The organism is Candidatus Omnitrophota bacterium (genome assembly GCA_013791745.1).
Lineage (GTDB): Bacteria > CG03 > CG03 > CG03 > CG03 > CG03.
In genome coordinates this window covers 1-4,878 of the sequence record VMTH01000051.1, presented here as the reverse complement: position 1 = coordinate 4,878, position 4,878 = coordinate 1, and the positions used below count along the sequence as shown (strand labels likewise).

The window sequence follows — 4,878 nt, the reverse complement described above, 5'->3', positions numbered from 1 at the left end:
CCCGTAATTGTTGCGCTTGAAAATACAAGCGCGCTAAGTAAAATCGGATATTTTCTCAAGTAGTTTATCAAGTTTAACGGCCTCCGTCTTTCCGTCAGCGCGGCTCTGTATCTCGCATTCGCCGGTCTTCATTCCCCGCGGCCCCAGCACAATCCTGACGGGAATGCCTATGAGGTCGGCGTCCTTGAACTTTATTCCGGCCGACACATCCCTGTCGTCAAACAGCACCTCGTATTTTTCCGCCAGCGCCTTATATATCTCTTCCGCCTTTTCCATGGCGGGCCCGGTTGACGAGGCCGCTATTATCTCTATCTGATAGGGAGCCATCCCCCTGGGCCATATAATGCCCTTGTCATCGTGATTCTGCGATATCAGCGCCGCCACTATCCTGGAGACGCCTATTCCGTAACAGCCCATCACTATAGGAAGGCCTTTGCCCGCCTTATCCGTGAAGGACGCCTTGAGCTTTTCGGAATATTTCGTTCCGAGATAGAAGGTGTGCCCTATCTCTATGCCCCGGGCGACAAACAGCGGCTTTTCGCATTCGGGACAGGGATCGCCGGCCTTCACCGTTCTTATGTTCATGAACTCGGCTTCAAAGTCCCGCGGGCAGTTGATATTTTTGATATGAGCGTCTTTTTTGTTGGCTCCGCTAACCATGTTACAACCGTATTTAATAGTATTATCCGCGTAGGCCTTTATCTTCAGTCCCACGGGCCCGGAAAAGCCCAGAGGCCCTCCCGTTATCTCCTCTATCTCTTTCTCATCGGCGAGCCTCGCGTCGTCGCCTATTATTGACCGGAGCTTGGCGGGATCGGCGCTGTGGTCGCCCCGCACCAGCACGCAGGCGAAACCCTCAGCCGTCCTGTAAATGAGCGTTTTAATAAACTTCTCTGCCGGCAGTTTGAGAAAGGCCGACACCTCTTCAACCGTCCTCACTCCGGGCGTTGAGACTTCCTCGAGCGGCAGTGGCTCTTCCCTTGTGGTGAGTCCCTCGACTTCGCTCGGGATGCTGAGCCTGTTGAAGCACGAAGTCGAACCGATGGCGGAACTTATGTTTGAATACGCCAGCTCCTGATTCGCACCCCAGCCGCAGCCGCAATATACGAGCTCTTCCTCTCCCTCATCTGAAGGGGCCATGAACTCTTTCGACTTCGTGCCGCCTATCAGCCCCGTCTTGGCGATGACAGGCACCGCCTCGAGCGACAGCGCCGCGCATATCTTCTTATAGAGCGCGAACATCCTGTCATAAGACAAGCCCGCGCCCTGCTCGTCGGCGTCAAAGCTGTAAGCGTCCTTCATTATGAACTCTCTCGCCCTCATCACGCCGAATCTCGGCCTTATCTCGTCCCTGTATTTCGTCTGTATCTGATAAAATGTTTTGGGAAGGTCCTTGTATGATTTTATGTAATTTCCGGCGAGCTCCGTGATGGCTTCCTCGTGCGTGGGAGCGAGGCAGAATTCCCTGCCCTGCCTGTCTTTGAGGCGCATCAGCTCCGCGCCGTATTCGCCCCAGCGCCCCGTCTGCTCCCATAAACTTTTGGGAAGAAGCGCCGGCAGCAGCACTTCAAGACAGCCCTCGTCGTCGTGCAGGTCTCTTATGACCTTCTCCACCCTGTTGAGCGCTTTTTTCCCCAGCGGCAGCCACTCGTATATGCCCGAGGCGAGTTTTCGTATCATGCCCGAGCGCAGCATCAGGATGTGCGACGGCGTGACAGCGTCAGACGGCACTTCCTTCATTGTCGGTATAAGCGTTTTTGTATATCTCATAACATCACCTTTTGAAGGCAATTATACTTAAACAGACAGACTTTTACAAACTTTTATTATGAAAAATACTGGAAGCGCTCTAAAATCTGCGCCATTTTAAAAATTCCACCCATTATCTGTTCTTCTCATTTACTCAATAAACCGCTCGCCTTGATTGTTATAAACTCTTCTGTCAAAAATTGAGGCCTTTATTTATTTTTGATGTCGTAAGTCTCATATTAAAGGATAGCGCGATAACCACACCGCTCATGTCTAACGAGGCTTTTACATCATTATCATAATCAAAATACGGTACATGGGTTCCTGATGGACAACCGCAGGGAAAAGATTCTTTGGTTTGAAACTTCCCTATTTTTGCGTTATTGTGTCCAACTGTGAGGGTAGTAAAAAAATTTTCGGATAATAAATAGTCTAACCCGCCGCCTATGTGCAACGCGAAACAATCCCCCGCATAAGATGGGCCTGTGTGTGAAATCCCTGTTGTCATGCATGTATATACGAAATTATCTTCCGTCCATTTGACAGAAAGCCATATTAAACCGCTTTCAAAGAAAGGAAATAATTTTGTTTTACTATTTCTGTATCTTTCTCTGCTCCAACGCGGCTTTCCAAAATAATACCTGTACTTGAAAGATAAATATCTCGCTGATATTTCGCTAGCCCCGCTCCAGCCGGGAGTAACAGCCGGAGCGGACACTTTATCCAGGACTGACAAGCCAAGGATATAAGCACTACGCCCTCTCCCTATGCCCAAAGCTATTCCACGCTCATCTATATCGTTATCTAACTCGTCTTGGTGGAATCCGCTCGCCGCCCAGTCGATGTTACGCTTTTGAATATGTTCATTGAAGTCTTTAAACGAAGCTTTATAGTGGCTGCCGCTCACACTCAAAAACGATACTTGTTCCAAATCATCATCATAAAAAGATTCAGCCAGGATTTGTTTTGAAAGAAAAAAAGAAATAAGAACTAATTTTATCAGCAAAGAAAACGCGTGCGGTTTCTGGCATGTTTTGATGATAGCAAAAAAAGCCACTGATTTTTTTCCTACAATTGAACTGCCCTGCCGTCTATGAAAAGTTTGTTGATGATCCCATTGCCGTGCTTGTCGACAATAACTTCCACCGCGACTTTACTGCGGCCGGCCATACTCTTCTCTATTTCCCTGCCTTTGCCTTCGGGAACAAAATAACTTTCAATGCCGTATTTCACAATGCCCCTGCGCTGGATCTTCCCTTTTATGACGACATCCCCTCTCTCTATTTCGTTTTTGGCTTTCATCGCGACAGCCCGCCACGGCGCGCTTTCAGCTTCCCCGAATTCCCCGGCGGGTTCAAGTTTCACATACACCCTGTCGCCGCGCTTAAAATTTGATTCACCCGGAATGCCGCTCAAACTGCTGATCTTGTATCTCAAAATGACATAATCCCCCCGCAGGAAATCCCGCGGGTCAACAGGCACGGTTTCCAGCAGAACTTTTATTCCCGTCGCGAGGATGCGCTGTTTATATCCTATGAGCCCCAGCGCGAGAACCAGCCATAACCCCGCGATGCAAAAAGTGATGTTTTTCCTGCTCATTCAGCGCCCCATTTTTCAATCACCTTTTTTCTCCGCTTTTCAAGATACGCACCGCCGATCAGCATAAACAACCCTGCGATGATAAAAAACCAGGATTTCTCCGTCAGTTCCCAGAAAATATCAACATATCTTGTGATTATAAGGAGAACAAAAATGCCAATGCCCGAATTGAACACCCCCGAACTCCTGATAGCCATCCCGTAAAATATGCTGATAACCGCCAGCAAAAATATTATCGTGTTCATGATCACTGTGTTGGCCGACGCCAGCGCGGGAAAGAACAATATGAAAAGACTGCCCGAAAAAAGAGCGGCCAGGCAGATCAATTCCATCTTAAAAATTTTTGTCCTGACAGGGTGTTTATACAGGTTCCGGATCAGCAAAAGGTATGCCGCGACCACCAGCGCTAAACAGACGATAAAAAAGTACCCATGCTCAAAACCCGCGTTCTGTATCAGCATTTTCTTGAAAGATAAAAGATACGCGCATCCGGCGGCGGTCGCGAAACCGATGCTTTTGTACAGGTCCGCGAAATGTTTTTTGCTCTCACTATGCAGCATCCCTATCAGATACAGGATGACGCCGATAAATAACTGTATGACTAATGTCGTAATGCCGTCGTACTTATCATTGAACACCTTTGAATACGGGTATAACATGAGGTGGAACCACAGGATGGCGCTGAAGATATTGATGCACAGATTTTTTTTAAGCTTATCCCTGTATGTGAAGAAAAACAGCGCCGTGAGAGGAATGAGAAAATAGAGATTCGCCCGCTTTACCGCTGCCGCGTTGAAATAAACTATCTGCCAGGCGATGAATGACAGCGAGGCCGCGGAAAAATATTTTTCCTCTTTTTTGATCAGATAATAAACCAGCAGGCCGCCGCTGATGAATATTGCCAGCCACGAATACTGCCAATGATACTCAACAAAACAGCAGGAAAAACTTGCCGCTAAAAGGCCCAGTATATTGATGTTTACCCCCGCCCCCAGCTTAAACGCCATAGGCAGTATCAGACAAAAAACGAGAACAGGGTAATAATAATTCGCCGCGCTGTTGCTGGAGTTATAAAGGAAATTCCAGGCGATGAGCAGTACGGACGCGAGGAGAAAAACATATTTGTTGTTAAAAAAATACGCCACAGGCAAAACAGGCAGCGCCCATAAGAGCATGATCATCCAGTTATCCGACGAGGGTATGTTGTAGATCTGGCATATCAGTATGATACTGCTCCCCCAGAAAATAGAAGCCAGGAACAACAGGCTTTTTCCGAGCAGAGGATGCCCTTCTTTCTCGTAACTGAAATAATAGCCCGCGAAAAGCGCCGCTATTGTTATCAATAACAGATTTATCGTGCGTATATGGGCGGGGATTTTCCGCCAGTTGGACGCCACCAGGAATATGACGCCCACGCCTAAAAATATAGCGCCGATGATTAGAATGATCTTTACGGCGTCTGTCTTTTTCTTTTGCTGTCCGTTGTCCAGATGATAGAACTGCCGGATCATACCGCTTTGTTCGGTGTTT

Annotated in this window: 4 protein-coding genes; all 4 read right to left on the bottom strand. The window is 47.9% G+C overall.

Annotated elements, in window-relative coordinates; all coding sequences use genetic code 11:
• Positions 1-33 precede the first annotated feature (33 nt).
• A complete protein-coding gene (locus FP827_02540) occupies positions 34-1,770 on the bottom strand; it encodes a proline--tRNA ligase (protein ID MBA3051961.1) in 1,737 nt (578 codons plus the stop codon).
• A gap of 172 nt (positions 1,771-1,942) precedes the next feature.
• Positions 1,943-2,755, bottom strand: a complete 813-nt coding sequence (locus tag FP827_02535) for a hypothetical protein (protein ID MBA3051960.1) — start codon at positions 2,753-2,755, stop codon at positions 1,943-1,945.
• Positions 2,756-2,817: 62 nt separating this feature from the next.
• Positions 2,818-3,348 (bottom strand): GDYXXLXY domain-containing protein, encoded by a 531-nt coding sequence (locus FP827_02530; protein ID MBA3051959.1) that lies wholly within the window; start codon positions 3,346-3,348, stop codon positions 2,818-2,820.
• Positions 3,345-4,878 (bottom strand): DUF2157 domain-containing protein (locus FP827_02525; protein MBA3051958.1); only part of this gene is annotated, 1,534 nt, incomplete at its 5' end. The genes FP827_02530 and FP827_02525, both read right to left, overlap by 4 nt.

Coding starts and splice junctions, on each gene's coding strand:
- FP827_02540 (MBA3051961.1), bottom strand. CDS start 1,770: ATGAGATATACAAAAACGCTTATACCGACAATGAAGGAAGTGCCGTCT.
- FP827_02530 (MBA3051959.1), bottom strand. CDS start 3,348: ATGAGCAGGAAAAACATCACTTTTTGCATCGCGGGGTTATGGCTGGTT.